Origin of the sequence: Cellulomonas pakistanensis, from assembly GCF_016862755.1 — a bacterium.
Taxonomy (GTDB): Bacteria; Actinomycetota; Actinomycetes; order Actinomycetales; family Cellulomonadaceae; genus Cellulomonas; species Cellulomonas pakistanensis.
Map to the genome: position 1 here is coordinate 124,805 of NZ_BONO01000005.1, position 19,297 is coordinate 144,101.

Genomic DNA, 19,297 nt, shown 5'->3' on the forward strand with positions numbered 1-19,297 from the left:
AGCCCGAGATGCCGAGCTCGGCACGCACCTGCCGAAGTCGGCAGGGCTGCGCGCGGGCGCGGTGGACGCCGAGGTGCGGAAGTCGACAGGGGCGCTCGCCGAGCGTTGGCCAGCCCGGCAGGGTCCGCCGGGCGCGCGGCGCACTAGCGTGGCGTCCGGCGACCGCCCCCGCGCGCGCCGCTCCCCCAGCCGCCCGTACCCCGCGAGGTCCGATGTCCGAGCACCGCCCCGACGCCGCCCCCGCGGCCGACGCCGCCGTCGCCCCGTCGCCCGCAGCCGCGCACGTCGCGCCGGGCGCGTCCGCCCCGGCCCCCGTCGCCCGCGCCTCGGTCGCCACCGACGTCGCCCTGGTCGCCACGTTCGCCGCGTTCGTCGCCGTGTGCGCCGTCCTGCCCGCGATCCCGACCGGCGGCGCGGTGCCGATCACCCTGCAGACGTTCGGCGTCGTGCTGACCGGCCTGGTGCTCGGGCCGCGCCGCGGCGCTCTCGCGCTGCTGCTGTACGTCGCGGTGGGGCTGGCCGGGGTACCCGTGTTCTCGGGCGCGGTCGGCGGCCTCGGCGTGCTGGCGTCGCCGTCGGCCGGCTACCTGCTGGCGTTCCCCGCCGCGGCCGCGATCGCCGGCGGGTTCGGCCTGCTGGCCCGCCGCGCGCCCGGCCGGTGGCGGGTGCCCGCGCTGTTCGGCGCCGCGACCGCCGCCTCGCTGCTGGTCGTGCACCCGCTGGGCATCGCGGTCTTGGGCTGGCGCCTGGGGCTGTCCGCGTCCGAGGCCGTCGCCGCCGGAGCCGTGTTCCTGCCCGGCGACGTGATCAAGAACGCGCTCGCCGCCGTGGTCGCCGCCGCCGCGCTGCGCGCCTTCCCGGACCTGCTGCGCGGCCGGTGATCGAGCTCGACGGCGCCGTCGTCACCGCGTACGCCCCGGGCGAGACCCGCCGGGGCGCCGAGCGGGTCGTGACCCTGCTCGGCCCGGTGACCGCCACGCTGACCGAGCGCCGGGTCGCCGTCGTCGGCGCGAACGGCTCGGGCAAGTCGACGCTCGCCCGCCTGCTGAACGGGCTCACGCTGCCGTCGGCGGGCGCCGTGCGGGTCGACGGCCTGGACACCGCGCGCGACGGGGCGGCCGTGCGGCGCCGGGTCGGGTTCCTGTTCACCGACCCCGACGCGCAGGTCGTCATGCCGACCCCCGTGGAGGACGTCGCGCTGTCGCTGCGCCGGCTCGGCGTCCCGGCCCGGGAGCGCGACGCGCGCGCCCGCGAGGCCCTCGCGCGCGTCGGCCTGGAGTCGCGCGCCGACCTGCCCGTGCGCGCGCTGTCCGGCGGCCAGCGGCAGCTGCTCGCGCTCGCCGCCGTGCTCGCCACCGAGCCGGCGGTGCTGGTCTGCGACGAGCCGACGACGCTGCTCGACCTGCGCTGGCGCCGCGTCGTCGACGCCCTGCTCGCCGACCTGCCGCAGCAGGTGGTCCAGGTGACGCACGACCTCGACGCCGCCGCGCGCGCCGACCGCGTGCTGGTGGTCGACGGCGGCCTCGTCGTCCACGACGGCGCTCCCGGCCCGGCGCTCGAGGCCTACCGCGCGCTGATGGCCGTCGACGACGCTGCCGAGGTCGTCACTCCCGCGCGAGGTCGTCACACAGGTGTGACGACCTCGCGCGCAGAGGACGACCTCGCGTGACGCTGCTCGGTGCGCACCGCACCGCCCGCACGCCGCTGGACCGCGTGCCGGTCGGCGCGAAGCTCGCGGGCCTGGCGCTGCTCGGCATCGCGGTCGTGGCGACCCGGGGCGTACCGGCGTCGCTGGCGCTGCTCGGGCTCGCGGTCGTGACGGCCGCCGTCGCCGCGCTGCCGCCCCGGCCCACGGCGCGCGGGATGCTGCCCGTGCTCGTCACGGCGGTGCTCGCCGGGGCGTACCAGGCCTGGGCGCGCGGCTGGGGACCCGCGGTCGAGGTGGTCGCCGACCTGCTGACCCTGGTCCTGGCCGCGGCCGTCGTCACCGCCACGACCCCCGCCGACCGGCTGCTCGACGCCCTCGCCCGCGCCGCGCGCCCGCTGCGCCGGGTCGGTGTCCCGCCGGACCTGGTGGCCCTCGCGGTGGCGCTGGTGCTCCGGACCGTGCCGGAGATCGCCCGCACCGTGCACGAGGTCCGGGACGCCGCCCGCGCGCGCGGTGCCGAGCGGGACCCGCGGGTGTGGCTGACGCCGGCGGTGCTGCGGCTCGTCGGCCGGGCGCGGGACCTCGGCGAGGCGCTGGCCGCGCGCGGCATCGTCGACTGACGCCCGCCGCCGCCCCCGCCTCGCCCCCCGCTCTCGCCTCGCCCTGCCCACTTCCCGCCGAGATTGCAGCAGATGCGGGGTTCCCGGCGCTGAAGCGCGCATCTTCTGCAAGCTCGACGCAGCGGGCGGCGGCGCAGCGGAGCGGCGCCGGAGCAGCCCGCGTCGGGGCGCCGCGCGGCGCTGCTGCTCGCGCTCGGCGGGCGGGGCGTCGCGCCCCGGGCTAGCGTCCCCGGCATGACGTTCCAGGACGGCGGCCGGTTCGAGGGCGGGCGCGTGCAGTCCCGCAGCGGTGGTGGGCGCGGGCGCGGCATCGCGGTCGGCGGCGGGCTCGGCACGCTGGTGCTCGTGGTGGTCGTGACGCTGCTCGGCGGCAACCCCGCGCAGCTGCTCGGCGGCGGCGACGGCGGCGGTGCCGGGGCCCCGGAGCAGGTCGCGCAGATCGGCGAGTGCACCGCGGCGCAGGCCAACGCCGAGCGGGAGTGCCGGCTGTCGGCGACCGTCCAGGCGCTCGACGCCTACTGGGAGCGCACGCTCCCGGACCTGAGCAGCGACCCGGACGTCGAGCCCGCCGTCGTGTCCTTCCAGGACGCCACCGAGACCGGCTGCGGCGCCGCGTCGTCGTCGACGGGGCCGTTCTACTGCCCGCCGGACCGGACGATCTACCTGGACCTGTCGTTCTACGACCTGCTGGCGTCGCAGTACGGCGCGCAGGGCGGGCCGCTCGCCGAGATGTACGTGGTCGCGCACGAGTACGGGCACCACATCCAGCAGCTGACCGGCGTGTTCGACCGCGCGGACCGGTCCGGCACCGGCGACGACTCCGACTCGGTGCGGGTCGAGCTCCAGGCCGACTGCTACGCCGGGATGTGGGCGGGCGACGCGGCGACGACGGTCGACCCGGACACCGGCGTGACGTTCCTGGAGCCGATCACCCAGGACGAGCTCGCCCAGGCGCTGTCCGCCGCGGCCGCGGTCGGCGACGACCACATCCAGCAGCAGTCCTCGGGCGGGGTGGACCCGGACACCTGGACGCACGGCTCGAGCGAGCAGCGCCAGCGCTGGTTCACCACCGGGTACGACGGCGGCACGGTCGAGTCCTGCGACACCTTCGCCGCGGCGTCGCTCTGACCCCGGACGCAGGGACGCCGGGACAGGATGACCCTGTCCCGGCGTCCTGACGACCCAGGGCTCAGATGTTGAAGCCCAGCGCCCGCATCATCTGGCGGCCGTCGTCGGTGATCTTCTCCGGGCCCCACGGCGGCATCCAGACCCAGTTGATCCGCACCGAGTCGACGAGCCCCTCCAGGGAGGTGCCGGCCTGGTCCTCGATGACGTCCGTCAGCGGGCACGCCGCCGAGGTCAGCGTCATGTCGATGACGACGTTGCGGCCCTGCTCGATCGCGATGCCGTAGACCAGCCCGAGGTCGACGACGTTGACGCCGAGCTCCGGGTCGATGACGTCGCGCAGCGCCTCCTCGACGTCGGCGACGTTCACGGGCGCCGGCGAGGCGCCCTCCTGCTGCGGGGACACGGTGGTGTCGCTCATCGCCCGTCCTCTCCGGTGGTGGTCGTCGCGGCGGCCTGCGCCACCGCGTCCTTCATGGCGGCCCAGCCGAGCAGGGCGCACTTGATGCGGGCCGGGTAGCGGGCGACGCCGACGAACGCGACGGCGTCCTCCATCTCCTCGGCCAGCCCGTCGCCCTCGAACTTCTCCGGCAGCACGCCGCGGGAGTCCATGAGCTCGCGGAAGTCGTCGGACAGGGCGAGCGCGTGCTCGACGGACCCGCCGGCGACGGCCTGGGACATGACCGAGGCGGACGCCTGCGAGATCGAGCAGCCCTGGCCCGTCCAGGTGAGCTCGCCGATGACCGGCCCGCCCGCCGCGCCGGCGTCCAGGCGCACGCGCAGCGTCACCTCGTCCCCGCAGGTGGGGTTCACGTGGTGGACCTCGACGTCGTACGCCTCCTGCGCGCCCCGGTGGGCGGGGTGCTTGGCGTGGTCGAGGATCAGCTGCTGGTACAGCTGCTCCATGCCGGTGCTCATGCGGTGCAGCTCTCGTTCTCTCGTTTCAACCCAGTATCCGTCGGTCAGTCGTCCAGTCCGAAGAACGTCCGGACCCCCGCCAGTGCTTCCCGGAACACCGCGATCTCCTCGTCCGTCGTGTAGACGGCCGCGGAGGCGCGGGCGGTCGCGGCGACGCCGAACCGGCGGTGCAGCGGCTGCGCGCAGTGGTGCCCGACCCGCACGGCCACGCCGGCGTCGTCGAGGACCTGGCCCACGTCGTGCGCGTGCACGCCGTCGACGACGAACGAGACGGTCGCGAGCCGGTCGACGTTCTCGGTGGGCCCGAGGACGCGGACGCCCGGCACGGAGGCCACCGCGTCGAGCAGCAGCCCGGCGAGGTGCCGCTCGTGCGCGGCGACGGCGTCCATGCCGAGCTCCGCCAGGTAGGTCGCGGCGGCGCCCATGCCGACGGCCTGGGACACCATCTGGGTCCCGGCCTCGAACCGGCGCGGCGGCGGGGCGTAGGTGGTCTGCTCCATCGTGACGACCTCGACCATCGACCCGCCGGTGGTGACCGGGGGCATGGCCTCGAGCAGCTCGCTGCGGCCGTACAGCGCGCCCACGCCGGTCGGGCCGAGCATCTTGTGCCCGGAGAACGCGGCGAAGTCGACGCCCAGCGCCGCCAGGTCGACCGGCAGGTGCGGCACGCTCTGGCACGCGTCCAGGACCGTGAGGGCCCCGACCTCGCGGGCGCGGGCGACGAACCGCTCGACCGGCGTGATCGCGCCGGTGACGTTCGACGCGTGCGTGAACGCGAGCACCTTGGTCCGCTCGGTGACGACGGTGTCGAGCTCGTCGGCCCGGATCCGCCCGTCGTCGTCGACGCCCAGCCAGCGCAGCGTGGCGCCGGTGCGGGCCGCGAGCTCCTGCCACGGCACGAGGTTCGCGTGGTGCTCGGCCTCGGTCACCACGAGCTCGTCGCCGGGGGCGAGCGCGAACCGGCGCGCACCCTCGCCGCCGCGGCCCAGCGTCGCGTTCTGCATCGCGTACGCGACGAGGTTGAGCCCGGCGGTGGCGTTCGACGTCCAGACCAGCTCGTCGTCGGCGACGCCCACGAACGAGGCGACCTGGGTCCGCGCGGACTCGAAGGCCTCGGTGGCCTCCTCGGCGAGCTGGTGGGCGCCGCGGTGCACGGCGGCGTTGCGCTGCGCGTAGAAGTCCTGCTCGGCGTCGAGGACGACCTCGGGCTTCTGCGAGGTCGCGCCGGAGTCGAGGTAGACCAGCGGCCGGCCGTCGCGCACGGTCCGCTGCAGCAGCGGGAAGTCGGCGCGCACCGCGGCCAGCTCGGCGGCGTCCAGCGTCCGCCCGTGCCCGTCCTGGGCGGCCCGGTCCAGCGTGTCGGTCATGTCGTCCTCGTCTTCCGTCGCAGTCGTGCCGGTCGCCCGCCGCCGGTGTGCGGTCCGGCGGGGCGGTGGTGGTCGGACCACCGCCGCCCCGTCGGCCGCGGGTCAGCCCGTCAGGCGGAGGCGCCGGAGGTCAGGAACCGGTCGTAGCCCTCGTTCTCGAGGCGCTCGGCGAGCTCGGGCCCGCCCTCCTCGGCGATCCGGCCGTCGACGAACACGTGCACGAAGTCCGGCTGGATGTACCGGAGGATGCGCGTGTAGTGCGTGATGAGCAGGACACCGACGTCGGTCGACTCCTTGGCGCGGTTCACGCCCTCGGAGACGATGCGCAGCGCGTCGACGTCGAGGCCGGAGTCGGTCTCGTCGAGGATCGCGAACTGGGGACGCAGCAGCTCCATCTGCAGGATCTCGTGGCGCTTCTTCTCGCCGCCGGAGAAGCCCTCGTTGACCGAGCGCTCGGCGAACGAGGCGTCCATGCGCAGGCGCTCCATGGCGCCGTTGACGTCCTTGATCCAGGTGCGGAGCGCGGGCGCCTCGCCGTCGATCGCGGTCTTGGCGGTGCGCAGGAAGTTCGACACCGAGACGCCGGGCACCTCGACCGGGTACTGCATGGCGAGGAACAGGCCCGCGCGGGCGCGCTCGTCCGCCGACATGGCGACGATGTCCTCGCCGTCCAGCGTGACGGTGCCGGAGGTGATCTCGTACTTCGGGTGGCCGGCGAGCGAGTAGGCCAGCGTGGACTTGCCGGAGCCGTTCGGGCCCATGATGGCGTGGGTCTCGCCGCTGTTGATGGTCAGGTCGACGCCGCGGAGGATCGGCTTCGGACCCTCCTTCGTCTCGACGCTGACGTGCAGGTCGCGGATCTCCAGGGTGGGCATGCGGGTTCTCCTCGGGAAAGCTCAGGCAGCGCCGTCGACGTCGACGAGCACGCGCTCGCCGTCGACGGTCAGGGGGTAGACGGGGACGGGGCGGACGGCCGGGGGGCCCAGCGGCTCGCCGGTGCGCAGGTCGAACCGCGACCCGTGCAGCCAGCACTCCACCGTGCAGCCCTCGACCTCGCCGTCGGACAGCGACACCGCGCCGTGCGAGCAGATGTCGCTGATGGCGTGCAGCGCGCCGTCCTCGTCGCGGACGACCGCGACCTCGACGGGACCGTTCTCGCCCTCGAGCTCGACACGGAGCGTGCCGGCCTCGGGGACGTCGGACGTCAGGCAGGCGAGCTGTGCGGTCATGCGGGCTCGTCCGCGCTGGCGACGGAGGCCGGCTCGGCCAGGATCGCGCGCTCGGCATCCGTCTCGGGCGTGATGTCGCTGGCCAGGTCACCGCCGGCGACGGCCGTCGCGCCCTGGAACTCCGTCATCGACTGCGCCAGCTCGGCCTCGATCGCGGTGATGAGCCGCTCCTCGACCTCCGGCACGCCGATCTGGTGGATCAGCTCGGCGAAGAAGCCGCGGACCACCAGGCGGCGGGCGTCCGTCTCCGGGATGCCGCGCGAGCGCAGGTAGAACAGCTGCTCGTCGTCGAACCGGCCGGTGGCGCTGGCGTGGCCCGCGCCCTCGATCAGGCCCGTCTCGATCTCGAGGTTCGGCACCGAGTCCGCGCGCGCGCCGTCCGTGAGGACCAGGTTGCGGTTGAGCTCGTAGGTGTCCGTGCCCTCGGCCTCCTTGCGGATCAGCACGTCGCCGACCCACACGGTGTGCGCGCCCTCGCCCTGCAGCGCGCCCTTGTACGTCACGCGGCTCTTGCAGTTCGGGACCGCGTGGTCGACGAACAGCCGCTGCTCCTGGTGCTGGCCGGCGTCGGCGTAGTACACGCCGAGCATCTCGACCGAGCCGCCCTCGCCGACGAACTCCGCGTCCGGGGTGATCCGGACGACGTCGCCGCCCAGGGTGACGACGATGTGCTTGACGGTCGCGTCGCGGCCGAGCCGCACGCGGTGCGCCGCGTTGTGCACGGCGCCCTCCGACCAGTCCTGCACGGAGACCACGGTGAGGTGCGCGCCGTCCTCCGCCACGACCTCGACGGTCTCGGTGAGCTGCGCCGACCCGACGTGGTCGATGAGGACCGTGGCCTGCGACAGCGGCTGGGCGTGCACGAGCAGGTGCGAGCCGGTCGGCTCGAGGGTGCCCTCGACGCCCTCGACCCGCACGGAGGTCACCGTCGACGCGACGGCCTCCCGCGGGATCGTCACGACCGTGGCGCGCGGGAACGACGCCCACGCGACGGCCGCGGCGCGGTCGCCGGGCTTGCCGGCCTGGCCGAGGCGGGCGTCGTCGCGGTCCACGATCTCGACCTCGACCTCGGGCGCGTTCACGACCGTGGTGAGGACGCCGTGGCCCGTGAGCCGGCCCGTCCCGGGGGCGAACAGCGGGGCCAGCCGGTCGACCGGCGAGAACCGCCACTCCTCCTCGCGCCCGGTCGGCACCGCGAAGTCCGCGACCTCGAACGAGGTGGCGCGGGCCGCGCGGGACGACTCGGGGACGGTGCCGACGCCGTGGCTGTGCGCCTCGTCGGCCGTCGCGCGGGAGTGGTCGGTGGAGAGACCGGGGGTCTCGGGTGTGGTGGTCGACATCAGCCGACGGCCCCTTCCATCTGCAGCTCGATCAGGCGGTTCAGCTCGAGGGCGTACTCCATGGGGAGCTCGCGCGCGATGGGCTCGACGAACCCGCGCACGATCATCGCCATGGCCTCGGTCTCGGTCATGCCGCGGGACATCAGGTAGAACAGCTGGTCCTCGCTGACGCGGGACACCGTGGCCTCGTGGCCCATCGACACGTCGTCCTCGCGGACGTCGACGTACGGGTAGGTGTCCGAGCGCGAGATCTGGTCGACCAGCAGGGCGTCGCACAGCACGTTGGACGCCGAGTGCGACGCGCCCTCGAGCACCTGCACCAGGCCGCGGTAGGAGGTCCGGCCGCCGCCGCGAGCCACCGACTTCGACACGATCGACGACGAGGTGTGCGGCGCGGCGTGCACCATCTTGCAGCCGGCGTCCTGGTGCTGGCCCTCGCCCGCGAAGGCGATGGACAGCGTCTCGCCGCGGGCGTGCTCGCCCAGCAGGTAGATCGCCGGGTACTTCATGGTGACCTTGGAGCCGATGTTGCCGTCGACCCACTCCATCGTCGCGCCCTCTGCCGCGGTCGCCCGCTTGGTCACGAGGTTGTAGACGTTGTTCGACCAGTTCTGGATGGTCGTGTAGCGCACGCGGGCGTTCTTCTTCACGACGATCTCGACGACCGCGGAGTGCAGCGAGTCGGACTGGTAGATCGGCGCGGTGCAGCCCTCGACGTAGTGCACGTACGAGCCCTCGTCCGCGATGATCAGCGTCCGCTCGAACTGGCCCATGTTCTCGGTGTTGATCCGGAAGTAGGCCTGCAGCGGGATCTCGACGTGCACGCCCGGCGGCACGTAGACGAACGAGCCGCCCGACCACACGGCGGTGTTCAGCGACGCGAACTTGTTGTCGCCCGGCGGGATGACCGAGCCGAAGTACTGCTCGAACAGCTCCGGGTACTCCCGCAGGCCGGTGTCGGTGTCGACGAAGATGACGCCCTGCGCCTCCAGGTCCTCGCGGATCTGGTGGTAGACGACCTCGGACTCGTACTGCGCGGCGACGCCGGCGACGAGGCGCTGCTTCTCGGCCTCCGGGATGCCCAGGCGGTCGTAGGTGTTCTTGATGTCCTCGGGGAGCTCCTCCCAGGACGTCGCCTGCTTCTCCGTCGACCGCACGAAGTACTTGATGTTGTCGAAGTCGATGCCCGACAGGTCCGCGCCCCACCAGGGCATCGGCTTCTTGTCGAACAGGCGCAGCGCCTTCAGGCGGGTCTTCAGCATCCACTCGGGCTCGTTCTTGAGCGCCGAGATGTTGCGCACGACGTCCTCCGACAGGCCGCGCTGCGCCGTGGCGCCCGCGTCGTCGGCGTCGTGCCAGCCATAGCCGTAGGTGCCGATCGAGGCGATGGCCTCGTCCTGGCTCATCGGCTCGGCCGCAACCGGGCGGCCGGGGTCCGTCGTCGTCATCTCATCGTCCTTCCGCGGGTGCACGGGGGGGGTTCGGGGGGCTCTGGGTCAGTCGGTCGGTGTCGCGGTCGGCCGGCGCACCGGCACGATCGGGATGTTGGTGGTGCAGACGTGGCCGCCGCGGGCCAGCGTCGCAAGGCGCTGCACGTGCACGCCGAGCATGCGGGAGAAGGCGTGCGCCTCGGCCTCGCACAGCTCCGGGAACTCGCGCGCGACGTCCTGCACGGGGCAGTGGCCCTGGCAGAGCTGGACGGCGTGGCCGCCGGGCACCGGGCGCGCCGTGGCGGCGAACCCGTCGACCGCCAGGCCGTCGGCGAGCACCTGCGCGCGGCGGGCCGGGTCGTCGCCCGCCTCCGCCAGCGCGTCGGCGTGCCGGACCTCGAGGTCGTGCACCCGCTTCTCGGCGAAGCTGCGCACGGCGTCCGCGCCGCCGATCTCGGCCACGAAGCGCAGGGCCTGGGACGCGAGCTCGGAGTACTGCTGGCTCAACGCCGCCTGCCCGGCGGCGGTCACGACGTAGCGCTTGGCCGGGCGCCCGCGGCGCGCGGGGCCCACCGCGCCGCCGTCGTGCACGGCGATCTGCTGCTCGCCCTCCAGCACCGCGAGGTGCCGGCGGACCGCGGCGGCCGTCAGGACCAGCTCGGCGGCCAGCTCGGCCGCGGACACCGGGCCGTCGGCCGTGATGAGGTCGAGCACCCGGCGCCGGGTGCCGGCCTCGGACTCGTGCTCGGCGGGGCGAGTCCGCCCGGTCGCGTCGGTGGCCGGGGTCGTCGGGCAGTCGGCCTCCGGCGCGGCGGCGGTGCCCGGCGTGGTCGCACTCATGTGGCACACCTCCGGTTCGCTGCTGCGTGGCTGGTCGCGGGGTGGTCGTGCGCGTGCTCCCCGCGCCGGCCCCGCGGAGCCCCGACGGGGGCTCCCGATATCGGCAACATCCTTGTTGCCGAAATAAGTCCTGGCAAGCAAGGCGACCCTCACCACACCCGGCCCGACCCGCCGCCCCCTACACTCGCGGGGTGCTCGGCCAGTCCTCCTCCCTGCCCGCCGTCGAGGTGCGCGGGCTCGTCAAGCGGTACGACGGCCGCGCCGTCGTCGACGGGCTCGACCTGCACGCGTCCCCCGGGCGGGTGACCGCGGTGCTCGGGCCGAACGGCGCGGGCAAGACCACCACCGTGGAGTGCTGCGAGGGCCTGCGCACCCCGGACGCCGGCACCGTGCGCGTGCTCGGCCTCGACCCCGTCGCCGACGCCGGGTCGCTGCGCCCGCGGGTGGGCGTGATGCTGCAGGACGCCGGCCTGCCCACCGGCGTGCCCGCGCTGGGCGTGCTGCGGCACGTCGCGCAGATGTACGCCCGGCCCCGCGACGTCGGGGAGCTCGCCGAGCGGCTCGGGCTGACCCCGTTCGCCCGCACCACCGTGCGCCGGCTGTCCGGCGGGCAGCGGCAGCGGCTCGCGCTCGCCACCGCGGTCGTCGGGCGGCCGGACGTCGTGTTCCTGGACGAGCCGTCGGCCGGCATGGACCCGCAGGCCCGGCGCGCCGTCTGGTCGCTGGTCGAGGAGCTGCGCGCCGACGGCGTCGCCGTCCTGCTCACCACGCACCTCATGGACGAGGCCGAGGCGCTGGCGGACGAGGTCGCGGTGGTCGACCACGGCCGGGTCATCGCGCACGGCACCGTGCCGGCGCTGCTGGCCGGGGCCGACTCGTCGACGCTGACCTTCCGCGCGGAGCCCAGCCTGGACCTCGCCGCGCTGGGCGCCGCGCTGACGCCCGCCGGGGCCGCGGCGCGCGCCGCGGTCACCGAGACCGGGCCGGGCGCGTACGCCGTCGACTCCCCCGCCACGCCCGCGCTGGTCGCGGCGCTGGCCGCCTGGTGCGCCGACCGCGACGTGCTGCTCGCGCGGGTCGACGTCGGGCGCCGCACCCTCGAGGACGTGTTCCTCGACCTGACCGGACGGAACCTGCGATGACCGCGCCCGCCACCGCCGTCGGCGCCGACCGCGCCGCCCCCGCCGGGCGCCGGGTGCTCGCCCAGGCCCGGTTCGAGACGCTGGCCGTCCTGCGCAACGGCGAGCAGCTGCTCGTCACGCTGATCATCCCCGGGGTGGCGCTGATCGCCCTCGGCCGGGGGTCGTTCGTCGACGTCGGCGTGGGCGACGCCGAGCGGATCGACGTCGTGACGCCCGGGATCCTCGGTCTGGCGGTCATGGCCGGCTCGCTGACCTCGCAGGCGATCGCCACGGCGTTCGACCGGCGCAACGGCGTGCTGCGGCTGCTGGCGACGACGCCGCTCGGCCGCGGCGGGCTGCTCGCGGGCAAGGCGCTGGCGGTGCTCGCGGTCGCGGCGCTGCAGGTGGTCGTCGTCGGGGCCACGGGGCTCGTGCTCGGCTGGCGGCCGGGGCCTGCCGGCCTCCCCGGGGCGGTCCTCGCGCTGCTGCTCGGGGTCGCGGCGTTCACCGCGCTCGCGCTGCTGCTGGCCGGGACGCTGCGCGCCGAGGCGGTGCTGGCCGTGGCGAACCTCCTGCTCGTGGTCCTCGCCGTGGTCGGCGGCGTCGTGCTGCCGGTGGCGGACCTGCCCGGCGCCTGGGCGTCGGTGGCCGAGTGGCTGCCGCCGGGCGCGCTCGGCGAGGCGCTGCGCGGGGCGCTGGTCGACGGGGCGTTCCCGGCGGCGCACCTGGCGGCGCTGGCGGCGTGGGCGCTGGTGCTCGGCGCGGCCGTCCGGCGCTGGTTCCGCTGGTCGTCCTGACGCCGGCCACGGGCCTCCTCCGCGCGTGAGCAAGGCCATGTGCGCGGAGGCACGAGGGCGCGCCGGCGGACCGTAGGCTGGTCGCCGTGAGCTCCGACGTCGCCGCCGCCCCCGCACGCCCCGCGCCCAGCCGGTCCGAGGCCTGGCGCGCGCGGTTCGCCTACCCGGTCCTGGTGGCGAACCTGATCGGGCAGATCGGCATCGTCGTGACCGGCGGCGCGGTCCGGCTCACCGGCTCCGGCCTCGGCTGCTCCACCTGGCCGCAGTGCGAGCCGGGGCAGTTCGCGCCCGTCCTGCACGAGGCGATGACCTACCACCCGGTCGTCGAGTTCGGAAACCGCACGCTGACCGGCGTGCTCGGCGTCCTCGCGGTCGCCACGGCCCTGGTGGTCTGGTTCGACCGCGACCGGTCGCGCTCGTACCGCTGGCTCGGGTTCGCCCCGCTCGCCGGGGTCGTGCTGCAGGCGCTCATCGGCGGCGTCGTGGTGCTGCTGCACCTGCACCCGGCGTGGGTGAGCCTGCACTTCCTCGTGTCGATGGCGCTGGTCGCCGTGTCGACGCTGCTGGTGCACCGCAGCCGCGAGGGCGACGGGCCGCGGATCCCGGTCGTCGGGCCGTGGTCCCGGCGGCTCGCGCCGGTGCTCGGCGCGCTGCTCGTCGTCGTGCTCGCGCTCGGCGTCATCACCACGGGCGCCGGCCCGCACTCGGGCGACGAGGAGGTCGGCTACCGGATCGCCGTCGACCCGTACCTGATGGCCCGCGTGCACGCCGCGTCCGTGTGGCTGTTCGTCGCCGCGCTCGCCGTGCTGCTCTGGCTGAACCGGCGCGGGCCGCGCCTGCTGCGCCGCCGCGGCTGGGTGCTGGTCGGGCTCGTCGCGCTGCAGGGCGCGATCGGGTACGTCCAGGTCGCCACCGACCTGCCGATCCTGCTCGTCATGCTGCACATGCTCGGCGCGGCGCTGCTCGCGGCCGGGGCCACCCGCTACCTGCTGACCTTCCGCACCCGCGCCTGACGGGCGCGTCCGGCGGCGGCCGGTCGCACCCGGCCGCGCCCCGGTCGCCGGACGCCCCGCCCCGTGCTGTGCTGCGGGGCGTGGACGCCTACACGCGCGACGGCCTGACGTTCGACGTCCGGGACCACGTCCCGGAGGAGCCCGCGCCCGGCGGCCCGGTCGCGGTGCTGCTGCACGGATTCCCGCAGGACGGCTCGGCGTACGACGACGTGGCCGCGCTGCTCACCGCCCGCGGCGTCCGCGCGCTCGCGCCGGACCAGCGCGGCTACTCCCCCGGCGCCCGCCCGGCGGGGCGCCGGCCGTACGCCGTGCCCGAGCTCGTGGCGGACGTGCTCGCGCTGCTGGACGCCGCGGGCGTCGCGCGGGCGCACGTCGTCGGGCACGACTGGGGCGGCAGCGTCGCGTGGGCGTTCGCGCACCGGCACCCGGGCCGGACCGCGTCGCTGACCGCCCTGGGCACGCCGCACCCCGCCGCGCTGCGGCACGGCCTGCGCCGCGGCGCGCAGGCGCTGCGCTCGTCGTACGTGCTGGGGTTCCAGGTCCCGTGGCTGCCCGAGCGCGCGCTGCTCGCCGGGGGCGGCGCCGGGCTGCGGCGCTCGCTGACCGGGTCGGGCCTCGAACCCGCGCGCGCGGACCGCTCCGTGGCGCGGATGCGGGAGCCCGGCGCGCTGGGCGCCGCCCTCGCCTGGTACCGCGCGCTGCCGACCGGCCGCGGCGACGGCACCGGCACCGTGCGGGTGCCGACCACCTACCTCAGCGGGCGGCGGGACCCGTTCTTCGCCGCGGCGTCGGTGGCCGCGACCCGCGACCACGTCGACGCCCCGTACGCGCACGAGGACCTGGACGCGGACCACTGGCTGCCCGAGCACCGGGCCGGCGACGTCGCCACGGCGGTGCTCGCGCACGTCGACGCCGGCTGAGGCCTCAGCCCGCCGCGACCAGCGGCACCCCGGCGTCCGCGAGCGCCCGCGCCGCCGGGTCGCCGGGGTCGACGTCGGTCACCACGCCCGCGACCTCGTCCAGCGGCAGCACCCGGAACGGCGACGCCGCGCCGATCTTCTCGGCGCTCGCGAGGACGTAGGTGTCCCCGGCGCGCCGGGCGAGGGCCCGCTTCGTGGCGGCCTCCTCGGCGTCGCCGGTCGTGAGCCCCGCCTCCGCGTGCACGCCGGTGACCCCGAGCAGGAACACGTCCGCCCACACCCCGGCGGCGGCCTCGGCCAGCAGCGCGCCGGACGTGACGACGGAGTGCTTGAACAGCCGGCCCCCGAGCACGAGCACCTCGACGGTCGGGTGCTCGGCCAGCGCGGCGGCGACCGTCGGGCTGTGCGTGACGACCGTCGCCCGCAGGTCGGCGGGCAGCGCGCGGGCGACGGCGAGCGCCGTGGTGCCGCCGTCGAGGATCGCCGTGGTGCCGGGCCGGACCAGCTCGGCCGCCCGGCGGGCGACGCGGTCCTTGTTCTCGACGGCGACCGAGCGGCGGCCCGCGTAGTCGGCGACGGCGGGCGACACCGGCAGCGCGCCGCCGTAGACCCGCTGGCAGAGCCCCGCCGCCGCCATCTCGCGCAGGTCCCGCCGCACGGTGTCCTCGGACAGGCCGAGCCGCTCGGCCGCGTCCTTGGCGACCACGCGCCCCTCCGTGCGCAGCACGTGCAGCAGCTCGTCCCGTCGCTGTGCCGGCAGCATCCGCGTCTCCTCGTCGTCGGCTTGGCTGTTCTTGTTATTGCCTAGTCTTGCACGGTTCTGCACGTTATGGTCGGAGCCATGACTGCGCAGCTGATCCTCATCGCCGGCCCCTACCAGTCCGGGACCGATGGCGACCCCGCCGCCATGGCCGCCAACCTCCGCCGCCTCGAGGAGGCCGCCTGGCCGGTCTTCGAGCGCGGGCACGTCCCCATGATCGGCGAGTGGGTCGCGCTGCCCGTCCTCGCGAGCATGGGCGCCGACGGCCCGACCGACCCGCGGGCCCAGGACGTCCTCTACCCCACCGCCGAGCGGCTGCTCGAGCACTGCGACGCCGTGCTGCGGCTGCCGGGCGCGTCCGCGGGGGCGGACAACGACGTCGCGATCGCGCGGCGCCGGGGCATCCCGGTCTACACGTCGGTCGACGAGATCCCGCCCGCGGCCTGACGCCGGGCCGGGACGCGGCCCCGCCGGCAGCCCGCCCGCCGGCCGGTCGCCCGCTGGCCGCCCGCCATGCGGACGGCCGGCGGGACCGCCGCCACCAGGACGTACGCTCGCGCCATGGATCCGATGAGCAACCGGGGCTGCGCCCCGCGCCGGGGGCCCGGGGCCTGACCCCGGCACGCCCGACGCTCGCGTCGGCGTGCCGCGCAGGCACCCCGACCACCGCCCGCCGCACCGGCGGGCCGTCCCGCTGAGGACTCCCCATGCTCTCGTTCCCCCTCGGCGCGCGCCCGCGCGCCCTGACCGCCGCCGCCCTCGTCCTGGTCGGCTCCGCGTCCGTCCAGCTGTCCGCCGCGCTCGCGTCGTCCGCCTTCGGCTCGCTCGGCACCCTGGCCGTCTCGGGCTTCCGCATGACCGCCGCGGCGCTCGTGCTGCTCGCGCTCACCCGGCCCGCCCTGCGCGGGCGCGGTCGGGCCGCGTGGGCCGGCATCCTGCTCTACGGGGCGGCGATGGCCGCCATGAACGTGCTGTTCTACGCGGCGCTCGACCGCATCCCGCTCGGCGTCGCCGTGACGCTCGAGTTCTGCGGGCCGCTCGCGGTCGCGGCGGTGGCGTCCGCCGGGCGGGCGCGGCTCCTGCCGTTCGTCGCGCTGGCCGGAGTGGTGCTCGTCGTCGGCACGCCGGCGGGCGGGCTGGACCCGCTCGGCGTCGCGCTGGCCCTGGGCGCCGCGGCGGCGTTCGGCGGGTACACCGTGCTCGCCGGGCGCGTCGGCGCGGAGTCCGGCGGGCTGGGCGACCTCGCCCTGTCGGTGGCCGTCGGCGCGCTGCTGCTGTCCCCGTTCCAGGCCACGCAGGCCGGCGCGCTCGAGGCGGGCCACCTTGCGCCGCTGGTGCTGTCCGGCCTGGTCGGCGTCGCGCTGGCGTTCTCGCTCGACTTCCAGGCCGTGCGGCTGGCGGGCACCCGCGTGGTCGGCACGCTGTTCGCGGTCGACCCGGCGATGGGCGCGCTCGTCGGCGCGGTGGCGCTCGGCGACCGGCTGCCGCCCGCGGCGCTGGGCGGCATCGCGCTGGTCGTGCTCGCCGGCGCGGGCGCGGTCTGGTCCGCCGGGCGCCGCGCCCCGGCCGCACCCCCGCTGGACTGACCCCGCGCGGGTGCACGAGACACGTCCGCGGTGCCCGCAGCGAGGGAACCGCGGGCATGTCTCGTGCACCCCGCCGGGCGGGGCGGGGCGTCGGGGCGCCGGGGCGAGGGCCGTGGGTCTCGCGGGGCGACGGCGTTGCTCCATCCGGGTAGACCTGGCGCGCCGCCGGATGGCGCTTGCCGTGGCGCTGACCTGCGGCGCGACCCGCCGCCGGCCGGAGGGGCGCCCGACGCCGCCGGATGATTGAGGATTCATCTACCCATCCGGATCGTTGTCGGTGCCGAACGTACGGGTGAACGTCCGCTGCAGCAGCGCGGTGGACGACCACCCGTCGCCACGCCACCGGAGCCCCCCATGACCGCCCTCGCCACCCCCGACCGAGCCGTGACCGAGCTGTTCGGCGAGCCCCTCAGCCCCCGCGAGCGCATCGTCCTCGCCGAGCTCGCCGAGGACGTCACGCTCGACGACATCGCCCGCAAGCTGTTCGTCTCCCGGAACACGGTCAAGACGCAGGTGCGGTCGATCTACCGCAAGATCGGCGCCTCGACCCGCGCCGAGGCCGCCGCCTGGGCGGAGGCCGCCGGGCTCCGCTGACGCCCGGCGGCGCGCGCCCACGCGCGCCGCGACGCGCTTCATCGGTATCGCCCCGCAGGTCGCGGCCGCTCGGCCGAAAACCCCGTCGGATGTGTCATACGTCACATCTAGGCTCGCCCCATGGAACAGGCGATCGAGGCCCGCGGGCTCGTCAAGCGCTACAAGGGCGTCACCGCCCTGGACGGCGTCGACCTCACCGTGCCGACGGGCACGGTGCTCGGTCTGCTCGGCCCCAACGGGGCGGGCAAGACCACCATCGTCCGCGTCCTGTCGACGCTGCTGCGGCCCGACGGCGGCAGCGCGCGCGTCATGGGCGTGGACGTCCTCGGCCGGCCGGCGGACGTCCGCCGGCGCATCGGCCTGTCCGGCCAGTACGCCGCCGTGGACGAGTACCTGTCCGGGTACGAGAACCTCGACATGATCGGCCGGCTCTACCACCTCGGGGCCCGGCGGTCCCGGGAGCGGGCGCGCGAGCTGCTCGCGGCCTTCCGGCTGGAGGACGCGGCGGACCGGCCGACCAAGACCTACTCGGGCGGCATGCGGCGCCGGCTGGACCTGGCCGGCGCGCTGGTCGCCGACCCGCCCGTGATCTTCCTGGACGAGCCGACGACCGGCCTCGACCCGCGCGGGCGCACCGAGATGTGGGACGTCATCCAGACGCTGGTCGCCGGCGGCACCACGCTGCTGCTGACGACGCAGTACCTGGAGGAGGCCGACGTCCTCGCCGACGAGATCGTCGTCATCGACCACGGCCGGATCATCGCCCAGGGCACCGCAGACCAGCTCAAGCGGCAGGTCGGCGGCGAGCGCCTGGAGCTCACCGTCGCCGACGTCGCGTTCCTGGCGCACGTCGAGGAGGTGCTCGCGCCGCTCGGCGTCGGGCGGCCCGCGGTGGACGACGGGCGGCGGTCGTTCGTCATGCCGGTGTCCGGCGGGCCCGAGGTGCTCAGCGAGGCGCTGCGCCGGCTGGACGAGCGCCAGGTCCGCCTCGAGGACGTCGGCCTGCGGCGCCCCACGCTCGACGACGTGTTCCTCGCGCTCACCGGCAAGGCCACCGAGTCCGACGGGGCGACCGACCCGAAGGGGGGTGCGTGATGCCGGTCCCGAACGTGATCGCCGACGCGTCCGTCGTCGCGAAGCGGAACATCATCAAGATCAAGCGGGTGCCCGACCTGCTGGTCTTCACCACGCTCTCCCCCATCATGTTCGTCCTGCTGTTCTCCTACGTGTTCGGCGGGGCGATCGACCAAGAAGGCGGCGGGCAGGCCTACCGGGAGTTCCTCATCGCGGGGATCTTCGCCCAGACGGTGATCTTCGGGGCCACCGTCACCGGCGCCGCGCTGGCCGAGGACCTGAAGAAGGGCATCCTCGACCGGTTCCGGTCGCTGCCGATGGCGCCGTCCGCCGTGCTGACCGGGCGGACGTTCTCCGACGTGGTGAACAACGTCATCGTGCTCGTCGTCATGGGCCTGACCGGGCTGGTGGTCGGCTGGCGGATCCGGTCGTCGGTGCTCGACGCGCTGGCGGGCTTCGCGCTGCTGCTCGTGTTCGCCTACGCGATCAGCTGGATCATGGCGTGGATCGGGATGCTGGTCCCCAGCCCCGAGGTGGTGAACAACGCGTCGTTCATCGTGATCTTCCCGCTGACGTTCGTCGCGAACACGTTCGTCCCGCTCGACACCCTGCCCGCCCCGCTGCAGACGTTCGCCGAGTGGAACCCCGTGTCGGCGGTGACGCAGGCGGCGCGGGAGCTGTTCGGCAACATCCCGCCCGGGGTGCCCGAGCCGACCGCGTGGCCGCTGCAGAACCCGGAGCTCTACACGCTGATCTGGTCGGCGCTGTTCCTCGTCGTGTTCGTGCCGCTCGCCAACGCGCAGTACCGGGTGTCGACGAGCCGCTGAGCCCACGGGAGGACCCGGCGCGCTCCAGGTCCTCCCGCAGGTGGACGCCGACGTCCCGCCGCGCTGGCACCGTGGTGCGGGGTCGCCG

General features: G+C 75.5%; 22 protein-coding genes. 13 read left to right on the forward strand and 9 right to left on the reverse strand.

The window, feature by feature from the left end:
* The first annotated feature begins 212 nt into the window (after positions 1-212).
* From Cpa01nite_RS05135 to ypfJ, 4 genes are all read left to right on the forward strand, one after another.
* Positions 213-881, forward strand: coding sequence for a biotin transporter BioY (locus tag Cpa01nite_RS05135; RefSeq protein WP_203667668.1), 669 nt, complete (start codon positions 213-215; stop codon positions 879-881).
* Positions 878-1,669, forward strand: a complete 792-nt coding sequence (locus Cpa01nite_RS05140; RefSeq protein ID WP_203667669.1) for an energy-coupling factor ABC transporter ATP-binding protein — start codon at positions 878-880, stop codon at positions 1,667-1,669. Before Cpa01nite_RS05135 ends, Cpa01nite_RS05140 begins: the two co-directional genes overlap by 4 nt.
* Positions 1,666-2,268, forward strand: coding sequence for an energy-coupling factor transporter transmembrane component T family protein (locus tag Cpa01nite_RS05145; RefSeq protein WP_239068538.1), 603 nt, complete (start codon positions 1,666-1,668; stop codon positions 2,266-2,268). The genes Cpa01nite_RS05140 and Cpa01nite_RS05145 overlap by 4 nt, the downstream gene beginning before the upstream one ends.
* A 234-nt stretch (positions 2,269-2,502) precedes the next feature.
* Positions 2,503-3,396, forward strand: a complete 894-nt coding sequence (gene ypfJ, locus Cpa01nite_RS05150) for a KPN_02809 family neutral zinc metallopeptidase (protein WP_203667670.1) — start codon at positions 2,503-2,505, stop codon at positions 3,394-3,396.
* A gap of 61 nt (positions 3,397-3,457) precedes the next feature.
* On the opposite strand, the gene Cpa01nite_RS05155 is transcribed toward ypfJ, so the two are convergent.
* The 8 genes from Cpa01nite_RS05155 to Cpa01nite_RS05190 form a co-directional block, all read right to left on the reverse strand.
* Entirely contained in the window at positions 3,458-3,814 is a 357-nt protein-coding gene (locus Cpa01nite_RS05155; protein ID WP_203667671.1) for a metal-sulfur cluster assembly factor, read from the reverse strand.
* On the reverse strand, positions 3,811-4,311 hold the full coding sequence (gene sufU / locus Cpa01nite_RS05160; protein ID WP_203667672.1) for a Fe-S cluster assembly sulfur transfer protein SufU: 501 nt from the start codon (positions 4,309-4,311) through the stop codon (positions 3,811-3,813). Before sufU ends, Cpa01nite_RS05155 begins: the two co-directional genes overlap by 4 nt.
* Positions 4,312-4,355: 44 nt before the next feature.
* Positions 4,356-5,678: a SufS family cysteine desulfurase gene (locus Cpa01nite_RS05165; RefSeq protein ID WP_203667673.1), complete on the reverse strand. Its 1,323-nt coding sequence runs from the start codon at positions 5,676-5,678 to the stop codon at positions 4,356-4,358.
* Positions 5,679-5,788: 110 nt separating this feature from the next.
* On the reverse strand, positions 5,789-6,553 hold the full coding sequence (gene sufC, locus Cpa01nite_RS05170; protein ID WP_203667674.1) for a Fe-S cluster assembly ATPase SufC: 765 nt from the start codon (positions 6,551-6,553) through the stop codon (positions 5,789-5,791).
* 21 nt (positions 6,554-6,574) lie between these two features.
* The gene (locus Cpa01nite_RS05175; RefSeq protein WP_203667675.1) at positions 6,575-6,907 is read right to left on the reverse strand and encodes a non-heme iron oxygenase ferredoxin subunit; all 333 of its coding nucleotides are present in this window, start codon (positions 6,905-6,907) and stop codon (positions 6,575-6,577) included.
* Entirely contained in the window at positions 6,904-8,247 is a 1,344-nt protein-coding gene (gene sufD, locus Cpa01nite_RS05180) for a Fe-S cluster assembly protein SufD (RefSeq protein ID WP_203667676.1), read from the reverse strand. The genes Cpa01nite_RS05175 and sufD overlap by 4 nt, the downstream gene beginning before the upstream one ends.
* A complete protein-coding gene (gene sufB / locus Cpa01nite_RS05185; protein WP_203667677.1) occupies positions 8,247-9,695 on the reverse strand; it encodes a Fe-S cluster assembly protein SufB in 1,449 nt (482 codons plus the stop codon). The genes sufD and sufB overlap by 1 nt, the downstream gene beginning before the upstream one ends.
* Positions 9,696-9,743: 48 nt before the next feature.
* Positions 9,744-10,517 (reverse strand): helix-turn-helix transcriptional regulator, encoded by a 774-nt coding sequence (locus Cpa01nite_RS05190; RefSeq protein WP_203667678.1) that lies wholly within the window; start codon positions 10,515-10,517, stop codon positions 9,744-9,746.
* A 191-nt stretch (positions 10,518-10,708) separates the two neighbouring features.
* On the opposite strand from Cpa01nite_RS05190, the gene Cpa01nite_RS05195 reads away from it, so the two are divergent.
* From Cpa01nite_RS05195 to Cpa01nite_RS05210, 4 genes are all read left to right on the forward strand, one after another.
* The gene (locus Cpa01nite_RS05195) at positions 10,709-11,659 is read left to right on the forward strand and encodes an ABC transporter ATP-binding protein (RefSeq protein WP_203667679.1); all 951 of its coding nucleotides are present in this window, start codon (positions 10,709-10,711) and stop codon (positions 11,657-11,659) included.
* On the forward strand, positions 11,656-12,435 hold the full coding sequence (locus Cpa01nite_RS05200) for an ABC transporter permease (protein WP_203667680.1): 780 nt from the start codon (positions 11,656-11,658) through the stop codon (positions 12,433-12,435). The genes Cpa01nite_RS05195 and Cpa01nite_RS05200 overlap by 4 nt, the downstream gene beginning before the upstream one ends.
* Before the next feature lie 86 nt (positions 12,436-12,521).
* Positions 12,522-13,448, forward strand: coding sequence for a COX15/CtaA family protein (locus tag Cpa01nite_RS05205; protein ID WP_203667681.1), 927 nt, complete (start codon positions 12,522-12,524; stop codon positions 13,446-13,448).
* 80 nt (positions 13,449-13,528) lie between these two features.
* Positions 13,529-14,368 carry an alpha/beta fold hydrolase gene (locus Cpa01nite_RS05210; protein WP_203667682.1) on the forward strand — a complete coding sequence of 280 codons (840 nt, stop codon included), beginning with the start codon at positions 13,529-13,531 and terminating at the stop codon, positions 14,366-14,368.
* A 4-nt stretch (positions 14,369-14,372) separates the two neighbouring features.
* Here Cpa01nite_RS05210 and Cpa01nite_RS05215 read toward each other — a convergent pair whose 3' ends face one another.
* Complete coding sequence (locus Cpa01nite_RS05215; protein ID WP_308439348.1) at positions 14,373-15,194, reverse strand: DeoR/GlpR family DNA-binding transcription regulator; 822 nt, start codon at positions 15,192-15,194, stop codon at positions 14,373-14,375.
* A gap of 15 nt (positions 15,195-15,209) precedes the next feature.
* Here Cpa01nite_RS05215 and Cpa01nite_RS05220 point away from each other — a divergent pair, with 15 nt between their 5' ends.
* The 5 genes from Cpa01nite_RS05220 (at position 15,210) to Cpa01nite_RS05240 (ending at position 19,209) form a co-directional block, all read left to right on the forward strand.
* Entirely contained in the window at positions 15,210-15,575 is a 366-nt protein-coding gene (locus Cpa01nite_RS05220; protein WP_203667683.1) for a DUF4406 domain-containing protein, read from the forward strand.
* A 260-nt stretch (positions 15,576-15,835) separates the two neighbouring features.
* Positions 15,836-16,714: an EamA family transporter gene (locus Cpa01nite_RS05225; protein WP_203667684.1), complete on the forward strand. Its 879-nt coding sequence runs from the start codon at positions 15,836-15,838 to the stop codon at positions 16,712-16,714.
* Between the two features lie 354 nt (positions 16,715-17,068).
* Positions 17,069-17,308 carry a helix-turn-helix domain-containing protein gene (locus Cpa01nite_RS05230; protein WP_203667685.1) on the forward strand — a complete coding sequence of 80 codons (240 nt, stop codon included), beginning with the start codon at positions 17,069-17,071 and terminating at the stop codon, positions 17,306-17,308.
* Positions 17,309-17,428: 120 nt separating this feature from the next.
* Positions 17,429-18,403: an ATP-binding cassette domain-containing protein gene (locus tag Cpa01nite_RS05235; protein WP_203667686.1), complete on the forward strand. Its 975-nt coding sequence runs from the start codon at positions 17,429-17,431 to the stop codon at positions 18,401-18,403.
* On the forward strand, positions 18,403-19,209 hold the full coding sequence (locus Cpa01nite_RS05240) for an ABC transporter permease (RefSeq protein ID WP_203667687.1): 807 nt from the start codon (positions 18,403-18,405) through the stop codon (positions 19,207-19,209). The genes Cpa01nite_RS05235 and Cpa01nite_RS05240 overlap by 1 nt, the downstream gene beginning before the upstream one ends.
* The last annotated feature ends 88 nt before the right edge of the window (positions 19,210-19,297 follow it).